Raw genomic sequence first — 21,536 nt, 5'->3', positions numbered from 1 at the left:
GGTCTGCTCGGGCCGTCCTACCAGCGAACCGGTAGCCGCCGCACTCCCCTGATCAACATCCCGGACATCCACGGCAGGCTCGCCTCGTCGGCGTCCAGTGCCAGTTCCGGGCACCGCTCCAGCAGCGTGCGCAGGGCGATGCGGCCCTCCAGCCGGGCCAGCGGGGCGCCGAGGCAGTAGTGGAGGCCGTGTCCGAAGGCGATGTGGCCGCGGGCGTCACGGCGGATGTCGAAGCGGTCCGGGTCCTTGAACCGGGCCGGGTCCCGGTCCGCGTCGGCCATGGCGATCAGGACCGGTGAGCCCGCGGGTATGGTCACCCCGCCCATCTCCACGTCCTCCAGGGCGAGCCGTGCCGTGCAGTTCTCCACCGGACCGTCGTAGCGCAGCATCTCCTCGATCGCCCCGTCGAGGAGGCCGAGGTCGGCGCGTAGGTCGGCGAGCTGGTCGGGGTGGTTGAAGAGCGCGCGCAGACCGTTGCCGAGCAGATTGACGGTCGTCTCGTGGCCGGCGATCAGCAGCAGCACGGACATGCCGACCAGCTCGGCGGGCGAGAGCCGGTCCCCGCCCTCGTCCACTGCATGGATCATGGCGCTGAGCAGGTCGTCGCCCGGCCGCTCCCGCTTGGCGACGATCAGTTCGCCGAGGTAGGCGGTGGTCTGGGTGTAGGCGCGGACCTCGGCCTCGGCGCTGGAGGGGGCGACCATCTCGTTGGACCAGGCGCGGAAGGCGTCGCGGTCGAGTTCCGGTACGCCCAGCAGTTCGCAGATGACCGTCATCGGCAGGGGAAAGGCGAAGGCTGCGACCAGATCGGCCCGTCGGGTCCCGTTCGCGAGCATGGCGTCCAGCAGCTCATCGGTCAACTGCTGCACGCGGGGGGCGAGGGAGGCGACCCGCCGTGGGGTGAACTCCCGGGCGACGAGCCGTCGCAGTCGGGTGTGGTGGGGCGGATCGGACATCAGCATATGGGCGAGGGCCGAGTCGTCCCCGCCGGTGTTGACGATCGAGCTGACGTCGCCCGACCGCAGCCAGTCGCGGCTCAACCGGGGGTCGTTGAAGGCCGTTCTGCTCGCCTCGTGGCCGACGACGAGCCATTTCTCCTCGCCGTCGGGGTCGCGCACCCGGTGGACGGGGCCTTCGGCGCGCAGCCGGGCGTAGACGGGGTAGGGATCACGAACGAAGTCGGGGCTGAGCTGTAAGAGATCGACGATGGGCCGGGTCGACATGGTGTGCTCCCTGGGTGAACCGTTGGGAAGTGCACGCACGTTAACCCGGCCCGAGGTGCGGGCGGATACCCATTTTCAGCCGCTTTGATCAGCGGACGGTGTGTCCCGAACGCCTCAGGGCGTCCTTGACTTCGGAGATCTTCAGGTCGCCGAAGTGGAAAACGGAGGCCGCGAGCACCGCATCGGCACCGGCGTCGATCGCCGGCGGGAAGTCCTCCAGCCGACCGGCGCCACCGCTGGCGATCACGGGGACGCTCACATGCGCACGTACCGCCGTGATCATCTCGGTGTCGTAGCCGTCCTTGGTGCCGTCCGCGTCCATCGAGTTGAGCAGGATCTCCCCGGCGCCGAGTTCGGCGGCCCGGTGGGCCCACTCGACGGCGTCGATGCCGGTGCCCCGCCGTCCGCCGTGGGTCGTGACCTCGAACGACCCGGAGGGCGTGCGGCGGGCATCGACCGACAGCACCAACACTTGACGGCCGAAGCGCTCGGCGATCTCCCGGATGAGATCGGGGCGGTCGATCGCGGCGGTGTTCACTCCGACCTTGTCCGCGCCCGCGCGCAACAACTTGTCGACGTCGTCGGGGGACCTGACGCCACCGCCGACCGTGAGCGGGATGAAGACCTGCTCGGCGGTGCGACGCACCACGTCGTACGTCGTCTCCCGGTTGCCCGAGGAGGCGGTGATGTCGAGGAAGGTGAGCTCGTCTGCGCCTTCGGCGTCGTACACCTTCGCCATCTCCACCGGATCGCCGGCATCGCGCAGGTTCTGGAAGTTGACACCCTTGACGACTCGTCCGTTGTCGACGTCAAGACAGGGAATGACCCTGACGGCCAGCGTCATACGTTCTCGCCCGCCTCTCGGCTCGGTGTGCGGTACGCCTCGATCTCCACCTCGACGACCAGGCGCGGATCGACGAGGCCCGCGACGATGACCATGGTGGCCACCGGGCGTACGGCGTCGAACAGTTCCTTGTGGGCCCGTCCGACGTCGTCCACGTCCCGGGCGTGGGTGAGGAACATCCTGGTCCGCACGACGTCCTGCGGTCCGAGGCCCAGTTGTGCCAGGGCGTCGAAGGAGGCCCGGAAGGAGTTCACGGTCTGCTCGTAGGGCGTGCCGTCGGCGATCTCACCGTCCACGACGGACGTACAGCCGGCGACGAGCACGAGCCCGCCCGGCAGTTCGACCGCCCGCGAGTAGCCGAACGCCTCCTCCCAGGGCGCGCCGGTGCTGATCCGCCGCAGTTCGCTCACGCGGACACCGCCGCGAGCGCCTCCTCCAGCGTGAACGCCTTCGCGTACAGCGCCTTGCCCACGATCGCGCCCTCGACGCCCTCGGGGACCAGGGAGGAGATGGCGCGCAGGTCGTCCAGCGAGGAGACTCCGCCGGATGCGACGACGGGGCGGTCCGTCTTGGCACAGACGTTGCGCAGGAGGTCCAGGTTGGGGCCCTGGAGGGTGCCGTCCTTGGCGATGTCGGTGACGACGTAGCGGGCGCAACCCTCGGAGTCGAGCCGGGCGAGGGTCTCGTAGAGGTCGCCGCCGTCGCGGGTCCAGCCACGGCCGCGCAGGGTGGTGCCGCGGACGTCGAGACCCACCGCGATCTTGTCACCGTGCTCGGCAATGATCTTGGCGACCCACTCGGGGGTCTCCAGGGCCGCGGTGCCGAGGTTGACCCGGGTGCAGCCGGTGGCGAGCGCGGCGGCGAGCGAAGCGTCGTCGCGGATGCCGCCGGACAGTTCCACCTTGATGTCCATGGCGCCGGTCACCTCGGCGATCAGCTCCCGGTTGTCACCGGTGCCGAAGGCCGCGTCGAGGTCCACGAGGTGCAGCCACTCGGCACCCGCGCGCTGCCAGGCGAGGGCCGCGTCCAGCGGGGATCCGTACGACGTCTCCGTACCGGACTCGCCGTGTACGAGGCGGACGGCCTGGCCGTCGCGGACGTCAACTGCGGGCAGGAGTTCAAGCTTCGGCATTACAGCGTCTCAATCCAGTTGGTCAGCAGCTGGGCCCCGGCGTCGCCGGACTTCTCGGGGTGGAACTGGGTCGCCCACAGCGCACCGTTCTCCACGGCGGCGACGAAGCGCTCGCCGTGTGTCGCCCAGGTGACCTGGGGTGCGCGGATGGCGGGGTTGGTGATCTCCAGTTCCCAGTCGTGCACGGCGTAGGAGTGCACGAAGTAGTAGCGGGCCTCGGGGTCGAGGCCGGCGAAGAGCCGGCTGTCGGGTGCCGCCTCGACCGTGTTCCAGCCCATGTGCGGAACGACGGATGCCTTGAGCGGGCCGACCGTGCCGGGCCATTCGTCGAGCCCTTCGCTCTCCACACCGTGCTCGATGCCGCGGGCGAAGAGGATCTGCATGCCGACGCAGATGCCCATCACGGGACGGCCACCGGAGAGCCTGCGGCCGACGATCCACTCGCCGCGCGCCGCGCGCAGCCCCTCCATACAGGCGGAGAACGCGCCCACGCCGGGGACCAGCAGTCCGTCGGCGTTCATGGCGGCGTCGAAGTCGCGGGTGATCTCCACATCGGCGCCGACCCTGGCGAGCGCCCGCTCGGCGGAGCGGACATTGCCGAAGCCGTAGTCGAAGACAACAACCTTCTTGGCCTTCTTGCCCTGCTGGCCGGCGCTCATGACCACACGTCCAATCGGAGCACGCCCGCGAGCAGGCACATGAACGAGCCGATGCCGAGGAGGACGACCACTCCGCGCGGCAGGCCCTGCTTCTGGAAGGAGTACATCCCACCGAGGAGGAAGAGGCCGACGACGATCAGGATGGTCGACAGGCCGGTCACAGGGCGCCCTTGGTGGAGGGGAGGATGCCGGCGGCGCGCGGGTCGCGCTCGCTGGCGTAGCGCAGGGCCCGGGCGAGCGCCTTGAACTGGCACTCCACGATGTGGTGGGCGTTGCGGCCGTAGGGGACGTGGATGTGCAGCGCGATCTGGGCCTGTGCGACGAAGGACTCGAAGATGTGGCGGGTCATCGTCGTGTCGTAGGCGCCGATCATCGGAGCCATGTTCTCCGGCTCGGTGTGCACCAGGTACGGGCGTCCGGAGAGGTCGACGGTGACCTGGGCGAGGGACTCGTCCAGCGGGACCGTGCAGTTGCCGAAGCGGTAGATGCCGACCTTGTCGCCGAGGGCCTGCCGGAAGGCGGCGCCGAGCGCGAGGGCGGTGTCCTCGATGGTGTGGTGGGTGTCGATGTGGAGGTCGCCCTCGGTCTTCACGGTGAGGTCGAAGAGACCGTGCCGGCCCAGTTGGTCGAGCATGTGGTCGTAGAAACCGACCCCGGTCGACACATCGACCTGCCCGGTGCCGTCGAGGTCGATCTCGACGACGACGGAGGTCTCCTTCGTGGCCCTTTCGACCCGTCCTACGCGGCTCATGCGCTCTGCTCCTTCATCAACTCACGGACCGCGTCGAGGAACGCGTCGTTCTCCGTCGGGGTGCCGGCGGTGACCCGCAGCCATCCCGGTACTCCGTTGTCCCGGACCAGCACTCCGCGGTCGAGGATCTTCTGCCATGCCGCGTGGGCATCGTCGAACCGTCCGAACTGCACGAAGTTCGCGTCCGAGTCAGTCACCGAGAAGCCGATGGCCCGTAGCTCGGTGACCAGGCGGTCCCGCTCGGCCTTCAGCTGTTCGACGTACCCCAACAGCGTATCGGTGTGCTCCAGCGCCGCGAGCGCGGTGGCCTGGGTGACGGCCGACAGGTGGTACGGCAGCCGCACCAGCTGTACGGCGTCGACCACGGCGGGGGCGGCGGCGAGGTAGCCGAGCCGCAGTCCGGCCGCGCCGAACGCCTTGGACATCGTCCGGGAGACCACCAGGTTCGGTCGGCCCTCGATCAGCGACAGGAGGGAGGGCCGGTGGCTGAACTCCACGTACGCCTCGTCCACGACCACCAGGGACGGCTTCGCGGCCTGGGCGGCATCGAACAGCGCCAGCACGGTGTCCCGGTCGACCGCGGTGCCGGTGGGGTTGTTGGGCGAGGTGATGAAGACGACGTCCGGGCGGTGCTCGGCGATGGCGCGCTCGGCCGCCGGGAGGTCGATGGTGAAGTCGTCGTTGCGCGGCCCGGAGATCCAGTCGGTACCGGTGCCACGGGAGATCAGCCCGTGCATGGAGTACGAGGGCTCGAAGCCGATCGCGGTGCGACCGGGGCCGCCGAAGGTCTGGAGCAGCTGTTGGATGACCTCGTTGGAGCCGTTCGCGGCCCAGACGTTTGCGATGCCCACCGGGTGGCCGGTGGTCCGGGAGAGGTAGGCGGCGAGCTGGGTGCGCAGTTCGACGGCGTCCCGGTCGGGATAGCGGTTGAGACCGCGGGCAGCCTCCCGGACCCGCTCGGCGATCCGCTCCACGAGGGCTTCGGGCAGCGGATAGGGGTTCTCGTTGGTGTTCAGCTGGACCGGAACATCGAGCTGGGGGGCGCCGTAGGGGGACTTGCCGCGCAGTTCGTCGCGGATGGGCAGATCGTCGATGCGCACGCCGTCCGTACCTCTTTCACCTGTCCGTACGCCCCGCGTGGGGGTGCTGTCGCCCACGCCGGTCGCACCACTCGCGATCTTCCGAGCCACGCTCTCGCTGGCCGCGGTGCTCCGTGCAGCCGCCGGCTCACTGCTCACGGCCCGGGACCTTCCAGCCGAAGCGCGCCTTCACGGCGGCACCGTGGGCGGGCAGGTCCTCGGCCTCGGCGAGCGTGACCACGTGGTGGGTGACGTCGGCGAGGGCTTCGCGGCTGTAGTCCACGATGTGGATGCCGCGCAGGAAGGACTGGACGGACAGTCCGGAGGAGTGGCAGGCGCATCCCCCGGTGGGCAGGACGTGGTTGGAGCCGGCGCAGTAGTCGCCCAGGGAGACGGGCGAGTAGGGCCCGACGAAGATCGCACCGGCGTTGCGGACCCGGGCGGCCACGGCGGCTGCGTCGGCGGTCTGGATCTCCAGGTGCTCGGCTCCGTAGGCGTCGACCACCCGCAGGCCCTCGGCCACGCCGTCGACGAGGACGATCGCGGACTGCCGGCCGGTCAGGGCGGGCACGATCCGGTCCTCGACGTGCCGGGTGGCCGCGATCTGCGGTTCCAACTCCTTGTCGACCGCGTCCGCGAGTTCCACCGAGTCGGTGACCAGGACCGCGGCGGCCAGCGGGTCGTGCTCGGCCTGGCTGATCAGGTCAGCCGCGACGTGCACGGGGTCGGCGGTGGCGTCGGCGAGTACGGCGATCTCGGTCGGGCCCGCCTCGGTGTCGATGCCGATCCGGCCGGTGAAGTAGCGCTTGGCTGCGGCGACCCAGATGTTGCCGGGGCCGGTGACCATGTTCGCGGGAGGACAGCCGTCGGGGCCTTCCGTGCCGTACGCGAACATCGCGACCGCCTGGGCACCGCCCACCGCGTACACCTCGTCCACGCCGAGGAGGGCGCAGGCGGCCAGGATGGTCGGGTGCGGCAGGCCGCCGTGCTCCTTCTGGGGCGGCGACGCCAGGGCGATGGAGGCCACGCCCGCTTCCTGCGCGGGGACGGCGTTCATGATCACGGAGGAGGGGTACACGGACCGGCCACCGGGTGCATACAGCCCGACGCGCTCCACCGGAACCCATTTCTCGGTCACGGTGCCGCCGGGGACTACCTGAGTGGTGTGCTCGGTACGCCGCTGGGCGCGGTGAACGATCCTGGCGCGCCGGATGGACTCCTCCAGCGCGGCCCTGACCTCGGGGTCCAGGCCGGCGAGGGCGTCCGCGATGGCGCGGGCGGGCACCCGCACCTGCTCCAGCGCGACACCGTCGAACCTCTCCGCGTACTCGATCAGCGCCGCCGTGCCGCGATGGCGTACGTCCTCGCAGATGGGCCGCACCTTCTCCAGGGCGGCTTCCACGTCGAACTCGGCACGGGGCAGCAGGTCGCGCAGTGCGGCGCCCTCGGGGAGGGCATCGCCGCGCAGATCGATTCGAGAGATCACACAGCCAATTCTCGCAGACCCGATTCGGCTGCTGTTTCCCGTATCACTGGCTGATACGCGACTCAGACCACCCACGGGTGATCGATGACCACTAGCGTTCACTCCGTCACACAGGGGGAAGAACGGCAGTACGGGCCTGGTGACCGGCTGGGCAGGGCGCGCCCCGCACCGGTGTCCGCGACACCGCGGAGGACGCGCACAACTTCACAGAATCGAAGAGGGGGCGGTAGTGACCGAGCCGCTGGACGAAGGCTGCCCGGACGGGCTCACCCTGACCGAGCAGCGCATGTGGAACGCATTCCGCAGCGGCAGCACCTACGACCTCAGCGACCCCGACCCCTTGCTGAACGACCCGTTCTCGCCGCGTCCCTGGGGTCCCGAGCGCAGCGTCCGGGCCACGATCGTCGCTCGACTCCTGCTCAGCGGTCCGACCCCGCACCCCGGGCGGGTCGCCGCACTCAAACTGCGGGGCGTCCTGATCACCGGAACGCTCAAGCTGGCGGGTGGCAGCATCGCGCCCTACGTCGAACTGAACGGCTGTCGATTCGAGAGCGAGATCTGGCTGCCCGAGGCCCACTTCACCACCGTACGGATGGTGGGCTGCGCCATTCCGCGGCTGGAGGCCGCCCGACTGCGCACCGAAGGTGATCTGCATCTGCCGCGCTGCCGGGTCGAGCACGGCATCCGGCTCACGGACGCGCAGATCGGGACCGATCTGCTGATCAACCAGATCCATGTGCGCCCCGACCGCAGGGGCCGGGCGATCACGGCGGACGGGCTGTCCGTCGCCCAGGACCTCCAGGCGGAACTGATCGAGACCTACGGGGAGTTCAGTCTGCGCGGCGCGAAGGTCGGCGTGTCCTTAAGCCTGCGGGGCAGCAGGCTCAGGGCCGCGGGCGAGCGCCGCGCGCTGAACGCACCGCAGATCAGCGTGGAGCGGACGCTCTACATGACCGGCGCCTGGGTGAGCGAGACCACCGGCCGCCAGGGCGCCACTCCCCCGTTCGGCATCGGGCGTGGCGGGGAGTCGGGCCAGGGCACCACCCGTCTCCAGCCCTTCCAGTGCTACGGCGGGGTCCGACTCGACGACGGACGCTTCGGGGACGCGGTGGACCTCCATCGGGCGCGGTTCACGCTCAGCCCGCGCGAGGAACTCTCCCTGCGTCGGATCGTCACCCCGGAACTGCGCTTCAACGCGGTCCGCCCCGAGGAGGGCCGCGTGGTCCTCAACGGGGCGAAGGTGGTGACCCTGGTGGACCTCGCCGCGAGTTGGCCCGGCCCCGGTGGACTGGCCATGGGTGGTTTCGTCTACGAGAACCTGGTGCCGTACGAGGAGTTCCCGCTCAGCAGACGGCTGGAGTGGGTGGCGTCGGCGACCCCCGAGTACTCGCCGGAGCCGTACGAACGCCTGGCGACCGTGTTGCGCAACAGCGGCGAGGACGCGGACGCCCGGGAAGTGCTGCTGGCCAAGCAGCGCCGACGCCGCGAGACCCTGCCGCTGGCCGCGAAGCTCTGGGGCTACCTCCAGGACTGGACCGTGGCCTACGGCTACCGCCCGGGGCGCGCGGCGCTGTGGATGGCGGTGCTCTGGGCCGCCGGGGCGCTGGCCTTCGCCCAGGTGGAACCGGAACCGTTCAAACCCGGCGAGCACCCGCACTGGAACGCGCCCCTGTACGCCCTGGACCTGCTGATCCCGGTGATCAATCTGGGGCAGGACGGCTATTGGCGACTCGACGGGCACTGGCAGTGGGCGGCGGCCGTGCTGGTGCTGCTGGGCTGGATACTCGCCACGACGGTGGCGGCGGGGGCGTCGAGACTGCTGCGCAGGGGGTGACCTCCGACTCGGCGGCGCGTGCCCGGCAATGGCATGCAGGGAAGGGAAGGGAAAGGGAAGCAACCGTGCGGACACGAGGTGCGGCTGCGACTTAACACCAGCCACCTAGTCTCATTCTTTGCGCTCTCTTGACTTTTTTGAGGACAACCTTCCCGGCCGCTACCAAAGCTTCACAGGGCCCCTCTGGCGCCGCCTCCGACCTGCGGTTTTCAATGGCCAGACCATGTCTTTGCTTCGCGCCCTGGTGCGCACCGCGCGGATGATCAGGCACACGTCACGGCTCGGTTCCGTCGACGGCGGGCTGCCCGCCGATGACACCGTGCTCCTCGACGCGCCGGACGAACTCATCGGACCGGCGCTCGTGGCTGCGGCCGTCGGGGAGTTCCGACCTGCCGCCGCCCTCCTGGCCGCCACCCGGTCAGCGGCCGAATGGGAGAACCGCGACCGCTATGTGATGCGGCTCGCCACCTTCGCCTCCTCCCGCGGCGACTGGCTGACCACCTGGCTCGCGGCGGCACCCCATGACCCCGACGCGCTGGTCGTCAAAGCCGAACTGGCGGTCCGCAGGGCGTGGGACTCGCCCGCCAGGTCGGAGCGGCTGCGGGAGATCGGTCCGCTGATCGACGCGGCTGCGGACGGGTGCGCCGGCGACCCGGTGCCCTGGCGCATCGCCCTGGACCACGCACGCGGCACCCACGTCGGACACGCCCGCTTCGAGGCGCTGTGGGAACAGGCGGTCCGTCGCTCCTCCCACCACTACGGCTGCCACGTCGCGGCCCTGCGCTACCTCTCCGCACAGTGGTACGGATCGCACCGCGAGTGCTTCGACTTCGCCGAGCAGGCCGCCGCGGACGCCCTGCCCGGTTCACTCGTACAGGCGCTGCCGGTCCGGGCCGCCTTCGCCTGGCTGGAGAGCGGCGACGGCTCACCGCTGGCGCAGGACCGGACGGACGCAGCGGCGGATCTCGCGATCGCGCTCTCGGCGGGTTACCCCCCGGGCGACCCCTGGCCGGCCGAGGTCCGCAACCTCGCGGCGTACGTCCTGGTGCGGCGAGGGCGCTGGCAGGAGGCCCTGGAGCAGTTCCGGCTCATCGGACCACACGCCACTTCCTTCCCGTGGAGCCGGGTTTCCGACGACCCGCTGGGGCAGTTCCTGGACACCCGCGACGGCGTACGGATCGAGGTTGCGTCCATGACGCCGCTACGGACCTGCCTGGGCGAGCGCACGGACCATTAGGGTTGGCCAGTGTGACCACCGCACGTCTGCCGCTCTTCCCGCTCAACTCGGTCGTGTTCCCTGGCCTCGTTCTCCCTTTGAACGTCTTCGAGGAGCGCTACCGCGCCATGATGCGCGAGCTGCTCAAGATCGATGATTCCGAACCGCGCCGCTTCGCCGTGGTCGCCATTCGCGACGGCCACGAGGTGGCCCCGACCTTGCCCGGACTGCCCGACCAGACCGCCGTGCCCGAGCGCGGACCCGCCGCCGGCTTCGGCGACGACCCGCTCAAGGTGTTCCACGCCATGGGGTGCATCGTGGACGCGGCGACCATCCGGGAACGCGAGGACGGCGGTTTCGAGGTCCTCGCCACCGCCACCACCCGGGTCGCCATCCGCTCGGTCGACGCCAGTGGCGCCTTCCTGCTGGCGGAGGTGGAGGAGATCGGAGATGTGGCCGGAGAGGGCGCGGGCGCACTCGCCGAAGGGGTTCTGCGGGCCTTCCTCAAGTACCAGAAGCAACTGGCCGGGGCCCGCGAACGATCGCTGACGGGCAACGGAGATCTGCCGGACGACCCCACGGTCGTCTCCTACCTCGTCGCTGCCAAGGCCCTGCTGGACACCCCCGCGAAGCAGCGGTTGCTCGAAGCGCCCGATGCCGCGGCACGGCTGCGCGAGGAGCTCACGCTCCTGCGCTCGGAGACCGCGGTCATCCGGCACCTCCCGTCGCTGCCCGCGGCGGACCTGACCAGGCTGCCGACGAGTCTGAACTGAACAGGAACCCCAGCTCCATGGCGAAGAAGGCCAAGAAGACGGGCGGTACTCCCGCGACGGTCGCGCTGAGCGCCGCGGGGGCTGAGTTCGTCGTGCACGCCTACGACCACGACCCGGCAGCCGCCTCGTACGGCGAGGAGGCGGCACGGGTGATGGGAGTGTCCCCGAACCGGGTCTTCAAGACGCTCGTGGCCGAGGTGGACGGCGAGCTGACGGTGGCCGTCGTACCGGTGGCCGGTCAGCTGGACCTCAAGGCGCTGGCGGCGGCGGTGGGCGGCAAGCGGGCGGCCATGGCCGATCCGGCGGCGGCGGAACGGACCACCGGCTATGTCCGGGGCGGGATCTCCCCGCTGGGCCAGCGCAGACGGCTGCGCACGGTACTGGACGACTCCGCGTCCGCCCATTCGACGATCTGCGTCTCGGCCGGACGCAGGGGCCTTGAGGTGGAACTGTCGCCCGCGGCCCTCGCGGAGCTGACGTCGGCCGTGCTGGCCCCGATCGGTCGTGCCTAGGCTCGACCGATCAGGCCGGAGCGGGTCGTATCAGGTCGGGCTGCATCGGCCAGGGCGCATGGGACCAGGGCGCATGGGGCCAGATTGCATCAGGTCAGGTTGCAGCGGGTCAGGCGGGATGCAGAGGGCCCGGTCGTCGACGACCTCCGCCGACGCCGAGCCGACGCATCAGTCGGGCAGCGGCTCCGGGTCACGGGGGCCGAACAGCGCCGTCAGCAGCAGGTGCACCATCATCGCGGCCACCGGCCACGCCAGCAGCGCACCCTTGGCGTTCAGCTCCAGCGGGGCGTCGAACACCACCCCCGCGCCCACGGCCTTCGCATGGGCGACGACATCCTCCGTAGGCCCGAACCAGGTGCCGACCCCCCAGGCGACAAGCGCGCCCAGGAGCCCGCCGATGGCCAGCGCCACCACCAGGGCGATGCCGCCGCGACGGCGGAACACGAATACGCCCGCTGCGCTCACCGCACCGAACGCCAGGCCGAGGAGCGCGAACGTACCGTCGGCACCGACCGCCTCCTCGCCCTCGGAGTCCCGCAGGAAGACCGCCTTGCCGTCGGAGATGAGCGGCACATGGGGGGCCAGGGCCAACCACAGCAGGCCCAGGCCGATGCCCAGGACGGCCACGGCGAACAACACGATCACCGCATCACGGATGTCGTCCCGCAGTACCGCCGCCTCGTGCGGACCCGAGTCCTGATCGCTCGGCGGGGCCTGCCAGGGGTCGTCCCCCGGGGTCCCGGATGCGGACGGGCGGTGTGGTGGGTGCGGCGGTGTCAGCGGTGCGGTCACCCGGCCATCGTGCCAGGCATGGGCCGGGGGCGCCTCACCGGACCGGTCGCCCCTACGGCTACCGCCGGCCACGCCCAGGGCGGCCCCGAAAGCTCACCTGCACCCCGGGGCGCCGGTGAGCACACCAGCGGCGCTGCGCGCCGGTGGGCCGGGCCGCTCAGCGGACGGCGGCCCGCCGGTAGGCCCAGGTCGCCACGGTCAGCGAGACCACGCCCACCACGGCGCAGATCGCCAGGTCGAACCCGACGGCAGCCCAGTCCGGGTTCGGCCCGAAGGTCCGCGCCAGGGCCTCGACCCCGTAGGTGGAAGGCAGCAGATCGCGTGCGTACGAGATCGGTTCCGGCAGTCGGTCCGCGGGCAGGACTCCCAGCAGCAGCGCCGCGGACATGCCCAGTTGCCCGAGCAGGGTGGCCAGTTCCGCCCGGGGCGCGAGCAGACCGAGTGCCGCCCCGAGCCCCGCGAGCGCGGCCCCGGCCAACGGGATCACGGCAAGGAGGATCCATAGATGCGTCATGGGCAGCGAGAACAGGACGCTGCCGGCGATCGCGGTGACGATGGTGCCGGGGACCGTGAAGGAGGCATAGGCGCCGGCCGCACCCAGCACCACGGCCGCGGGCGGCACCGGCAGCGTCGCGTAGTGGTCGAGGCCACCGCTGGCCCGCAACTGCCCGAAGTACTGGGCGAGGAGGTTGAGCGCCACAAAGGCCACGACCAGGACGGAGGAACCGGCGACCACGGCCCGTGCCTCGTCCCCGCCCTCCACCACCCCCCGCATCAAGACCATGATCCCGATGGATTGGAAGGTCGCCACGAACAGCAGCGGAATCCTGGCGACCCGGGCCCGGGACAACTGCGCGGTGTAGACCGCTCCGAGCGCCGGCAGCAGCCGTGCCCGGGGAGCGAGCGGCGCGGGCGCGACGACGGGCGTACCGCGTCCCCTGACCCGCGTCTGCCCGGACACTGCTTCCATGGGCACGATGCTCACGCTTTGACCAGCCCCTTCATCGCGTTCCCCCCGAGAGCCAAATACACGTCCTCCAGGCTGGGGGTTGCCAGCGTGAAGTCGTCGAGCGCAGCGAACGCCGCACCGCCCGTCACGGCGGCGACCGCCGCCCGAGCCTCGTCGGGTGCGAGTCTGAGCACCCAGCGACGGCCCGATTCCTGTGCGGAGCCCCGCAGTGCGGCCACCTCGGGCACATCGAGCGGTGCCCGTTCCCGCCAGACCAGTTCGACACGGACCTCGCCGGCGACGTGTTCCTTCAACCCGCTGGGGGTGTCGCAGGCGATGACCCGGCCGCGTTCCAGTACGGCGACCCGGTCCAGCACGGTTTCCGCCTCGATGACGTTGTGGGTGACCAGGACGACGGTGGTGCCGTGCTCGGCCCGGCGGCGGTCGACCGCGGCCCAGACCGCCCGGCGCGCCACCGGGTCCATACCGGTGGTGGGTTCGTCGAGGACGAGCAGTGGGCGCTCTCCGACGAGGGTCGCCGCGAAGCACGCCAGGCGCCGCTGTCCACCGGAGAGCCGCTTCAACGGCCGCCCGGCCAGCTCTGCCAGGCCCAGTTCGTCCAGTACGGCGTCACGTTCGGCGCGAGCGTCCTTGATCGACAGCCCGCGGAGCCGTCCGGTGGTCTCGGCGGCGAGCGCGACGGTGAGTTCGTCGAGTGCGGTGGATTCCTGCCCGAGGTAGCCGACGAGCCGGGAGGCGCGCTCCGGGTGGCGGACGAGGTCGTGTCCCAGCACCTCGATGCTGCCGGCGTCCGGGCGCATCAATCCGGTCAGCTGACGCACCAGGGTGGACTTGCCGGCGCCGTTGGGGCCGAGCAGTCCGAAGATCTCGCCGCCCTGGACTTCCAGGCTGATTCCATCGGTGGCCCGGACCTCGGGGGTGGCGGGCACCCCACGGCGGGCACGCGCAGCGGGGTACGTCTTGACCAGCCGTCGCACCACGCACACCGTACTCACGAGGTATGAGAGTACGGGGTCGTCCGCGCTACTCCCCGGCGGGGGCGTGTTCCGCTGCCGCCTGGACATCGATCTCGCGCCAGAATCCCGCCCTGATCGCATAGCGGTCGTGTTCGTCGATCTGGTCGTCCTTGTGGGCCAGCAGACCGAAACGTGCTGCGTAGCGCAGCAGTTCCCCGTCGATGCGGTGGGGGATCCGGGGGTACATCGTCGAGAGTTTCTGTACATGGCCGCTCTCGGACAGCCGGGCCATCCAGCGCCGGGCGAAGACCTGCCCCACCTCGAAGGGGTCACCACCGACCGTGGTGATGTCCTCCTCGCGGTCGGCCCAGCGCTGCTCGGCGCTGGTGAGCTGGGCCAGGGTGGGGAGCGATGCGGTCTCGGGCGGCTCGCCGAGGGCCGGGGGGTGGGGGCGTTCCACCCAACCCTTGTCGGAGGACCAGCGCAGGGTGGCGCTCGGCGGCTGGGGCACGGGGGCCGCACCGGAGGCACGCAGACCGGCCAGGTCCTTGGGAGTGGGAACGCCCTTGGAGGGGGGCGGGGCATGGTCGGGGCGATGGTCGCGGGCGGCCGGCTGGGCGCCGTTGGCCCCCGGCTCGGCCGCCGCCTGCGATGCCGCGAGCGCCGACTCGGGCAGCGGGGCGGAGAGGATCGCGGCGATCTCCGGGCGGGGAGCCGGGGGCGGGGCGCAGACTCCGGTGAGTTCCTTGGCCCGTACCGCTCCGGTGATCCAGGCCCGGTCCAGGACGCGTCGTTCGTCGGCTTCGGCAACGAGGTCTTCGGATTGGTTGTAGTCGCCGTCGGCTGCCTGCACGGCCCAGAGGTGGACCGCGACACCGTGTTCCTTGGCCGACATCAGACCGGGCAGGAGGTCGCCGTCTCCGGTGACCAGCACCACATCCGAGCAGGCGCGATTTCTGGCCAGTTCAGTGAGCTCCGCATGCATCGCGGCGTCGACGCCCTTCTGCGCCCAACGCCCGTCGCTGCGGGTGAGCGCACCCAACCGGACGGTGACCCTCGGCATCACCCGCAGCCTGCGGTGTTCGGGCTGTGGGACGCGGTCGGGGGCACCGTCGAACCAGTAGATGCGGAGCAGGGGGCGTTCCGTATCGGCCTCGGCGAGTTCACGAAGGCCCTGGATGAGAGCGGTGTGATCGACGGTGATCCGGGAACGCGCTGGTTCACCGGCGAGCAGGCTCGCAGCGGCACCGAGCAGGTAGCCGGCGTCCACCAGCACAACGCAGCGGTCCACGCGCTCCACCCTCTTTCGCACACTCCGAGGTCTCGGGGACCAAGGATTCTTGGGGATCTTGGGGTTCTGAGATCTTGAGTTCACAGGGGCTGAGGCCCCCGGAGACGCTTGCGAGCCGGGATTCATACCGGCTGCTTCGAGTCTGCCCGACCGCGAAGGGCTAAACGGCCGGAACTCGATCATCGGCGTGGCGGAACCTCGCCAAGCCCCGTGACAAGGGGCGTTTACCCACGGCAATGATCCAAAATGCGACGTATCCCACCATATGTGAGTCTGGTCGCGGCCCTGGCCCCGAGACCCACGATGGAGGCACACCATGGCCAAGCACAAGAATCGCAAGGGTGGCCATCAGCAGGATCGCTCGGCGCAGTCGGAGCGCCGCAACGAGGACGCGAAGTCGACCGCCTACGAAGCACAGGCCCAACCGCAGTCGCAGGCACAGGGCAGCCCGGCGGATGTTGCACGTAAGCACCAGCGGCGTTTCGGCCACAACTGATCATTCCGCTCCGTAGCGCCCGACCGTGGGAACGGTCCGGACGCCGGCATCGCGGAGAAGGGGGCGCGCTCGTCATCACGAGCGCGCCCCCTTTCGTCACTCCTGGGTGCTGGGAGGCCGCCCTGACCGGTCCACCCGGCAGTGCGCGGCCCCTGGCCCACCGTGCGTCACCGCCCGGGCCCCCGCCGGCGCACACCGGTCCCGCCGGCCCACACCGGTCCTGGCGGCGCCTCGAAAGGTCAGCCGGCGAGGCAGGAGGGGCCGAGCAGCACCTTGAGGTCGCCGAAGAGGGCCGGATCGGGCTGTACCCGATGCCGGTCGAGCCTGAGCACGGTGGTGGTGCGGGGCCCCTGGAGCTTGATCCGCACTTCGGTGTTGCCCCGGTGGTGGCTGAGGATCTCGCCGAGCCGGGTGACCATCGGCGGAGTCACCTTGACCGTGGGGATGGTCACCACCACGGGCGCATTGGTGCCGGCCGACGAGAGGTCGGGGACCTGGAGCTCCATGGCGACGAGCCGGGGCACGTCCTCGCGCTTGTCGAGACGCCCCTTGACGAAGACGACGGTGTCCTCGACGAGTTGGGTGGAGACCAGCTGGTAGGTGGCGGGGAAGAACATGCACTCGATGGAACCGGCGAGGTCTTCAACGGTGGCGATGGCCCAGGCATTGCCCTGCTTGGTCATCTTGCGCTGAAGGCCGGAGATGATGCCGCCGATGGTGACGATCGCGCCGTCCGCGTGCTCGCCGCCGGTGAGCTGGGAGATGGAGGCGTCGCTCTTGTCCGACAGAACGTGCTCGATACCGAAGAGCGGATGGTCGGACACATAGAGCCCGAGCATTTCCCGCTCCTGGGCCAGGAGATAGGACTTCTCCCATTCGACATCGGAGAATTCCACATCGAGACCGAAACCGGGCTCGTCGGCGCTGTCGTCTCCGCCCATGCCGCCGAAGAGGTCGAATTGCCCTTCGGCTTCCTTGCGCTTGACCGCCACCACATTGTCGATCATCGGCTCATGGTGGGCGACGAGACCCTTGCGCGTGTGCCCCATCTCATCGAAGGCACCGGCTTTGATCAGCGATTCAACGGTCCGCTTGTTGCAGACGACCGCTTCGACCTTGTCGAGGAAATCGGAGAAGCTCGCGTACTTCCCCTTGGACTTCCGGCAACGAATGATCGAGTCGACCACATTGGTGCCGACGTTCCGAATGGCGGAGAGGCCGAACAGAATGACGTCGTCGCCCTGGGCCGCGAAGTTGGACTCGGACTCGTTCACATTGGGCGGCAGCACCTTGATGCCCATGCGCCGGCATTCGTTCAGATAGACGGCCGACTTGTCCTTGTCGTCCTTGACCGAGGTCAGGAGCGCCGCCATGTATTCGGCGGGATAGTTCGCCTTGAGATAGGCGGTCCAGTAGGTCACCAGGCCGTACGCGGACGAGTGGGCCTTGTTGAAGGCGTAACCCGCGAAGGGCACCAGCACGTCCCACAGCGCCTGGATCGCCTCGTCCGAGTACTGGTTCTTCCGGGCGCCCGCCTGGAAGATCGTGAAGTTGGCGGCCAGTTCCTCGGGCTTCTTCTTGCCCATCACCCGGCGGAGGATGTCGGCCTCGCCCAGCGAGTAGCCCGCGATGATCTGCGCGGCCTTCTGCACCTGCTCCTGGTAGACGATCAGTCCGTGGGTGATGTCCAGAACCTCCTTGAGAGGCTCCTCCAACTCCGGATGGATCGGGGTGATCTCCTGCTGCTTGTTCTTTCGCAGCGCGTAGTTGGTGTGGGAGTTCATTCCCATCGGACCCGGGCGGTACAGGGCCGAGACGGCGGAGATGTCCTCGAAGTTGTCGGGCTTCATCAGCCGCAGCAGGGAGCGCATCGGGCCGCCGTCGAACTGGAAGACGCCGAGCGTGTCACCGCGGCAGAGCAGTTCGTACGTCGTGGGGTCGTCCAGCGGCAGGGCCAGCATCTCCAGGTCGATGCCCTTGTTGGACCGCACCATCTTGATGGCGTCGTCCATGATGGTGAGGTTGCGCAGGCCCAGGAAGTCCATCTTCAGCAGGCCGAGCGACTCGCACTGCGGATAGTCCCACTGGGTGATGGTGACGCCGTCGGTGTGCCGCACCCAGACCGGCGCGTGGTCGGTGATGGTCTCACTGGACATGATCACGCCGGCGGCGTGCACACCCATCTGCCGCACCAGGCCCTCGACGCCCTTCGCGGTGTCGATGACCTTCTTCACATCGGGTTCGTTCTCGTACATGCCCCGGATCTCGCCCGCCTCGCTGTAACGCGGGTGGGAGGGGTCGGTGATGCCGGAGAGGTCGATGCCCTTGCCCAGGACGTCGGCGGGCATGGCCTTGGTCAGTCGGTCACCCATCGCGTACGGGTAGCCCAGCACCCGGGCGGAGTCCTTGATGGCGTTCTTCGCCTTGATCTTTCCGTAGGTGCCGATCATGGCGACCTTGTCGGCGCCGTACTTCTCGGTCACGTACCGGATCACTTCGACGCGCCTACGCTCGTCGAAGTCGATGTCGACGTCGGGCATGGAGACGCGCTCGGGGTTGAGGAACCGCTCGAAGATCAGCCCGTGCTCGATCGGGTCGAGGTCGGTGATGCCCATGGCGTACGACACGATCGAACCGGCAGCCGAACCACGGCCGGGGCCCACGGCGATGCCCTGGTTCTTCGCCCACATGATGAAGTCGGCGACCACCAGGAAGTACCCCGGGAACCCCATCTTGATGATGACGTCCATCTCGTACTCCGCCTGCTTCTGGCGGTCGTCGGGCACACCGCCCGGGAATCGGCGCTCCATGCCGACCCGGACCTCCTCCTGGAACCAGGTGACCTCGGTGTAGCCCGCGGGGATGTCGAACTTCGGCATCAGGTTCCTCGCCTGGAACATGCCGGAGACGTCCACCTGCTCCGCGACCAGCAGCGTGTTGCGGCACCCCTCCTGCCAGGCGTCCGAGGAGTCCACCGCGTACATCTCGTCCGTGGACTTCAGGTAGTAGCCCGTGCCGTCGAACCGGAAGCGGTCCGGGTCGGAGACGTTCTTTCCCGTCTGGATGCACAGCAGCGCGTCGTGCGCCGCGGCCTCCTGGGGATACGTGTAGTGCGAGTCATTCGTCACCAGCGGCGGAATGCCGAGCTTCTTCCCGATCTCCAGCAGACCGTCCCGCACCCGGCGCTCGATCTCGATGCCGTGGTCCATCAGCTCCAGGAAGTACCGCTCCTTGCCGAAGATGTCCTGGTACTCCGACGCCGCCTTCAGCGCTTCGTCGAACTGCCCCAGCCGCAGCCTGGTCTGCAACTCGCCCGACGGACACCCGGTGGACGCGATGAGACCTTCGGACCACTGGGCGATGGTCTCCTTGTCCATGCGCGGCCACTTCTGCAACCACCCCTCCTTGTAGGCGTCGGATGAGAGGCGGAAGAGGTTGTGCAGTCCCGTGCTGTTCGCGGCCCAGATGGTCTTGTGCGTGTATCCACCGGAACCGGAGATGTCATCGCGCTTCTGGTGCGGCTGGCCCCACTTGATCTTCCGCTTGTTCCGCCGGGACTCCGGGGCCACGTACGCCTCGATCCCGATGATCGGCGTCACCCCGGCCTTCTTCGCCTGATGGAAGAAGTCGTACGCCCCGTGGAGGTTTCCGTGGTCCGTCATCGCGATGTGCGACATGCCCATCTCATTGCAGGCAGCGAACATGTCCTTCAGCCGCGCCGCACCGTCCAGCAGCGAGTACTGGGTGTGCACGTGCAGATGCGTGAAGGGCGGCTTGGTCACGGCTGGGGCCTCCGGAGAACGGGCGATGAAGGGCGGCGAGGGAGTCTGGGGGGACAGGCTGGAAGTCTACGACTCCCCACCGACACCTCACGGCACGGAAGGCGGGTCCCGCGGACCCGGGGTTCGGGTCCGCGGGACTAGGGTTGGAGGTCCGCGGACCGGAGCGTCAAAGTCCGCAGCACCGAGATGCGGGGTGCTCGATCCAAGGCTCCGGCCAGGGCTTCGGCCGGGCACTCCCGGCGGTGGCCGAGCGTTGGACCGACTGGAGCGGCGTTCCCGGCCCGGGCGGGTGGGGAAGCGTCGATCGACCCGCACGTACCGCACCAGGAGGCACAGAGCGATGCCGGTTTTGCACCCCGCCGAAGACACGGCCGACGAGCGCGGCGAGGAGATACTCGCCGTCTTCGAGACCGCGTTCGGCGAGCTCCTGGCCGCCGACCCGGCGGCGTTCCGGGTCAAGTTCCGCAAGATGGCCTCGTCGGCGTTCGCCTTCTACCGGGGCACGGCCAGCCTCTTCTACCACGATCTGGAGCTGGAGCGGCCCAAGCCGTACGAAAGCCACCCGTATCTGGATGAGCGCACCAGCCGCGTCTGGATCCACGGCGACCTCCACGCCGAGAACTTCGGCACCTACATGGACTCCAACGGCCGGCTCGTGTTCAACGTGAACGACTTCGACGAGGCGTACGTCGGCCCCTTCACCTGGGACCTGAAGCGCCTGGCGGCCTCGCTGGCGCTGATCGGCTACACCAAGGCACTGAGCGACGGACAGATCAGCGAGTTGGTCCGGGTCTGCGCCGCCGCCTACCGCGAGCGCATCCACGCGCTGGCGTCCGGGGCCAAGGACGACGACGTACCACCGTTCACCCTGGACACCGCGGAGGGTCCGCTGCTGGACGCGCTGCGCGTCGCCCGCTCGCTCACGCGCTTCTCCCTGCTCGACTCCATGACCGAGATCCGCGACTTCGAACGGCGCTTCGCCCCCGGCGGCGGTTCCATCGAGCTCGATGCGGCCACCCGGTACAAGGTGTTGGCGGCGTTCGACGGCTATCTGGAGACGCTGCCCGAATCGAGTCTGACCCGCCCCGATTCCTACCGGGTGAAGGACGTCGTCGGCAGACGCGGCATCGGCATCGGCTCGGCCGGACTGCCCTCGTACAACATCCTGCTGGAGGGCAACAGCGACGCCCTGGAGAACGACGTCGTCATCTATATGAAGCAGGCGCAGACGCCCGCCGTCTCCCGGCACATCGACGACATGACCGTACGGGACTACTTCCACCACGAGGGCCACCGCACGGTGATATCCCAGCGGGCCCTTCAGGACCACGCCGATCCCTGGCTGGGTTGGACCGAGTTGGACGGCGCGGGCCAACTGGTCGCCGAGGTCTCGCCCTACGCGGTGGATCTCGACTGGTCGGACATCGACGATCTGGACGAGATCGCCGCGGTCGTCGCCGACCTCGGGCGGGCGACGGCCACCATGCACGCCGCCGCGGACGACGAGAGCGGCCACTCGCTGGTGCCGTTCTCGACCGAGCGGGCCATCGACGCGGCCATCGCGGCCGACGAGGAGGGCTTCCCCGCGCTGCTGATCGACTTCGCCCACCAGTACGGCGCCCGGGCCAGACGGGACCACCAGATCTTCGTCGACCTCTTCCGCAACGGACGCATCCCGGGCCTGGCGGGGAACGGCATCCGTTAAGGCTCCTCTCAGGGAGCCATGGCACACTCGCAGAC

The 21,536-nt window shown here is 69.5% G+C and carries 20 protein-coding genes; 6 read left to right on the top strand and 14 right to left on the bottom strand.

What is annotated here, in order from left to right:
* Nucleotides 1-17: 17 nt before the first annotated feature.
* The 9 genes from ACFXJL_RS14720 to hisD all read right to left on the bottom strand — a co-directional run bounded on the left by ACFXJL_RS14720 (nt 18) and on the right by hisD (nt 7,174).
* The gene (locus ACFXJL_RS14720) at nt 18-1,223 is read right to left on the bottom strand and encodes a cytochrome P450 (RefSeq protein WP_384692366.1); all 1,206 of its coding nucleotides are present in this window, start codon (nt 1,221-1,223) and stop codon (nt 18-20) included.
* An 88-nt stretch (nt 1,224-1,311) separates the two neighbouring features.
* Complete coding sequence (hisF, locus tag ACFXJL_RS14715; protein ID WP_384692363.1) at nt 1,312-2,067, bottom strand: imidazole glycerol phosphate synthase subunit HisF; 756 nt, start codon at nt 2,065-2,067, stop codon at nt 1,312-1,314.
* Nucleotides 2,064-2,477, bottom strand: coding sequence for a RidA family protein (locus ACFXJL_RS14710; RefSeq protein ID WP_358877747.1), 414 nt, complete (start codon nt 2,475-2,477; stop codon nt 2,064-2,066). The genes hisF and ACFXJL_RS14710 overlap by 4 nt, the downstream gene beginning before the upstream one ends.
* On the bottom strand, nt 2,474-3,199 hold the full coding sequence (gene priA, locus ACFXJL_RS14705) for a bifunctional 1-(5-phosphoribosyl)-5-((5-phosphoribosylamino)methylideneamino)imidazole-4-carboxamide isomerase/phosphoribosylanthranilate isomerase PriA (RefSeq protein ID WP_329017340.1): 726 nt from the start codon (nt 3,197-3,199) through the stop codon (nt 2,474-2,476). Before priA ends, ACFXJL_RS14710 begins: the two co-directional genes overlap by 4 nt.
* Nucleotides 3,199-3,858, bottom strand: coding sequence for an imidazole glycerol phosphate synthase subunit HisH (hisH, locus tag ACFXJL_RS14700; protein WP_384692359.1), 660 nt, complete (start codon nt 3,856-3,858; stop codon nt 3,199-3,201). The genes priA and hisH overlap by 1 nt, the downstream gene beginning before the upstream one ends.
* Nucleotides 3,855-4,019 carry a hypothetical protein gene (locus ACFXJL_RS14695; RefSeq protein WP_329017346.1) on the bottom strand — a complete coding sequence of 55 codons (165 nt, stop codon included), beginning with the start codon at nt 4,017-4,019 and terminating at the stop codon, nt 3,855-3,857. Before ACFXJL_RS14695 ends, hisH begins: the two co-directional genes overlap by 4 nt.
* The gene (hisB, locus tag ACFXJL_RS14690) at nt 4,016-4,609 is read right to left on the bottom strand and encodes an imidazoleglycerol-phosphate dehydratase HisB (protein WP_358877749.1); all 594 of its coding nucleotides are present in this window, start codon (nt 4,607-4,609) and stop codon (nt 4,016-4,018) included. The genes ACFXJL_RS14695 and hisB overlap by 4 nt, the downstream gene beginning before the upstream one ends.
* Nucleotides 4,606-5,709, bottom strand: coding sequence for a histidinol-phosphate transaminase (locus ACFXJL_RS14685; RefSeq protein ID WP_358877785.1), 1,104 nt, complete (start codon nt 5,707-5,709; stop codon nt 4,606-4,608). Before ACFXJL_RS14685 ends, hisB begins: the two co-directional genes overlap by 4 nt.
* 127 nt (nt 5,710-5,836) lie before the next feature.
* Complete coding sequence (gene hisD, locus ACFXJL_RS14680; RefSeq protein ID WP_358877750.1) at nt 5,837-7,174, bottom strand: histidinol dehydrogenase; 1,338 nt, start codon at nt 7,172-7,174, stop codon at nt 5,837-5,839.
* Between the two features lie 286 nt (nt 7,175-7,460).
* On the opposite strand from hisD, the gene ACFXJL_RS14675 reads away from it, so the two are divergent.
* From ACFXJL_RS14675 to ybaK, 4 genes are all read left to right on the top strand, one after another.
* Nucleotides 7,461-9,008, top strand: coding sequence for an oxidoreductase (locus ACFXJL_RS14675; RefSeq protein WP_384634888.1), 1,548 nt, complete (start codon nt 7,461-7,463; stop codon nt 9,006-9,008).
* A 223-nt stretch (nt 9,009-9,231) separates the two neighbouring features.
* Nucleotides 9,232-10,245, top strand: coding sequence for a hypothetical protein (locus ACFXJL_RS14670; protein WP_358877752.1), 1,014 nt, complete (start codon nt 9,232-9,234; stop codon nt 10,243-10,245).
* Nucleotides 10,246-10,256: 11 nt separating this feature from the next.
* Nucleotides 10,257-10,997, top strand: a complete 741-nt coding sequence (locus ACFXJL_RS14665; RefSeq protein ID WP_358877753.1) for an LON peptidase substrate-binding domain-containing protein — start codon at nt 10,257-10,259, stop codon at nt 10,995-10,997.
* A 17-nt stretch (nt 10,998-11,014) separates the two neighbouring features.
* Entirely contained in the window at nt 11,015-11,509 is a 495-nt protein-coding gene (ybaK, locus tag ACFXJL_RS14660) for a Cys-tRNA(Pro) deacylase (protein WP_358877754.1), read from the top strand.
* Nucleotides 11,510-11,677: 168 nt separating this feature from the next.
* Here ybaK and ACFXJL_RS14655 read toward each other — a convergent pair whose 3' ends face one another.
* From ACFXJL_RS14655 to ACFXJL_RS14640, 4 genes are all read right to left on the bottom strand, one after another.
* On the bottom strand, nt 11,678-12,301 hold the full coding sequence (locus ACFXJL_RS14655; RefSeq protein WP_358877755.1) for a DUF2567 domain-containing protein: 624 nt from the start codon (nt 12,299-12,301) through the stop codon (nt 11,678-11,680).
* A gap of 157 nt (nt 12,302-12,458) precedes the next feature.
* Complete coding sequence (locus ACFXJL_RS14650) at nt 12,459-13,271, bottom strand: ABC transporter permease (protein ID WP_358877756.1); 813 nt, start codon at nt 13,269-13,271, stop codon at nt 12,459-12,461.
* Nucleotides 13,272-13,282: 11 nt separating this feature from the next.
* A complete protein-coding gene (locus ACFXJL_RS14645; protein ID WP_358877786.1) occupies nt 13,283-14,248 on the bottom strand; it encodes an ABC transporter ATP-binding protein in 966 nt (321 codons plus the stop codon).
* A 46-nt stretch (nt 14,249-14,294) separates the two neighbouring features.
* A complete protein-coding gene (locus ACFXJL_RS14640; RefSeq protein WP_358877757.1) occupies nt 14,295-15,518 on the bottom strand; it encodes an NYN domain-containing protein in 1,224 nt (407 codons plus the stop codon).
* A gap of 316 nt (nt 15,519-15,834) precedes the next feature.
* Here ACFXJL_RS14640 and ACFXJL_RS14635 point away from each other — a divergent pair, with 316 nt between their 5' ends.
* Entirely contained in the window at nt 15,835-16,014 is a 180-nt protein-coding gene (locus ACFXJL_RS14635; protein WP_358877758.1) for a hypothetical protein, read from the top strand.
* A gap of 239 nt (nt 16,015-16,253) precedes the next feature.
* Here the strand turns inward: ACFXJL_RS14635 and dnaE are convergent, their stop codons facing one another.
* Entirely contained in the window at nt 16,254-19,796 is a 3,543-nt protein-coding gene (dnaE, locus tag ACFXJL_RS14630) for a DNA polymerase III subunit alpha (protein ID WP_358877759.1), read from the bottom strand.
* A gap of 340 nt (nt 19,797-20,136) precedes the next feature.
* On the opposite strand from dnaE, the gene ACFXJL_RS14625 reads away from it, so the two are divergent.
* The gene (locus tag ACFXJL_RS14625) at nt 20,137-21,501 is read left to right on the top strand and encodes a DUF2252 domain-containing protein (protein ID WP_358877760.1); all 1,365 of its coding nucleotides are present in this window, start codon (nt 20,137-20,139) and stop codon (nt 21,499-21,501) included.
* Nucleotides 21,502-21,536: the final 35 nt, after the last annotated feature.

Source organism: Streptomyces sp. NPDC059256, assembly GCF_042753785.1.
GTDB lineage: Bacteria > Actinomycetota > Actinomycetes > Streptomycetales > Streptomycetaceae > Streptomyces.
This window is presented reverse-complemented; position numbering and strand designations above follow the sequence as displayed.